1 protein-coding gene is annotated in these 1038 nt (G+C 54.7%); it reads right to left on the reverse strand.

Annotated features, from left to right (window positions below):
* Positions 1-142: 142 nt before the first annotated feature.
* On the reverse strand, positions 143-1038 hold an 896-nt coding region (locus NWF31_RS14450; protein ID WP_258361205.1), incomplete at its 5' end, for a hypothetical protein.

The following is a 1038-nucleotide window of genomic DNA, read 5'->3' on the forward strand; positions in this document are numbered from 1 at the left end:
TACCCACGGGCGCCAAAAGTAATGGCCTGGCCATCATTGGTCCACCAGGCGCCAAAACAACCATCCAGGTAGACTATTTTCTTTTTTTCGCCCGAATTGAGGTCAATTACCCAGATACCACCCGAGCCTTCGTAATACATATCTAGGCGCCTGCCGCCAGCTGCCGCATTTCCTCATACCCTTGCTGGATCAGCTCTGCTTCTGATTTAAAGTAAGGCAGGTTCATATCCAGGGGGATATACTGCCCAACGCCGTCTTCAATAAAAAATTGCACGGTATCCTTTTGCAGCCGGCCCCGGCTGTCAAACCGGGCCGTCACCTTTAAGAATTCATTGGCTTCCTGGGGCTCAGTAATATACTCCTGCAGTTCTTGCTGCCAGAAGGCGATTTCCTTTTCTATCTTTCGTAGCGCTTCCGGGGTCAGGCTGGCGCGGTTTTCTTCCAGGTACTGGAGACGGCCCTTCTGCGGCGGCCATTCCGCCGGGGTGTCTACGCCCAGCAGGTGGCTGACCCGGACCAGGTATACGGCTTCCGCCTGGAAGCCGGACTGGTTAAAGGATTGCAGGTCAACCTTTGTGTCCAGCAGGCGGTAATGCTGGTACTGCCTGGCTACCAGGTTCTCCACCTGTTCCTGGAGCTGGACTTGGAGCTGCCACTGGTCCCAAATGCTGTCAATGCCGGTAATATACCAGCCCCCATCCTGGTGTTGCACCGTAACATGGTTTATATAAGATCCAGCCGGCCCGGTGGAGGCCATCAGGTCGAACTGGACAGTAAAGCGCCAGCTTCCATCCTGTTCTTCTTCCTGCTCAAGAATGGTATATTTTTCTACCCAGGGACTGGATACACCCGTTACCCACCCCATCCTTTCATAATCAGGACGGCACTTTTCTTTAAAGGCCGGTGCTAAAAGGGCGTATTGCCAGGCACCGTTGCGGTTTTTGACCCCTGTGGCCCAACTCTGCACAGCTTCCCCTGGGCTCTTGGGGGTCAGAGCCTTTTCCAGGAGGGTTAGCTGGCGGCGCAGGGAGTCGCTCT

It is taken from the genome of Neomoorella sulfitireducens (assembly GCF_024733845.1).
GTDB classification, from domain to species: domain Bacteria; phylum Bacillota; class DSM-521; order Neomoorellales; family Neomoorellaceae; genus Neomoorella; species Neomoorella sulfitireducens.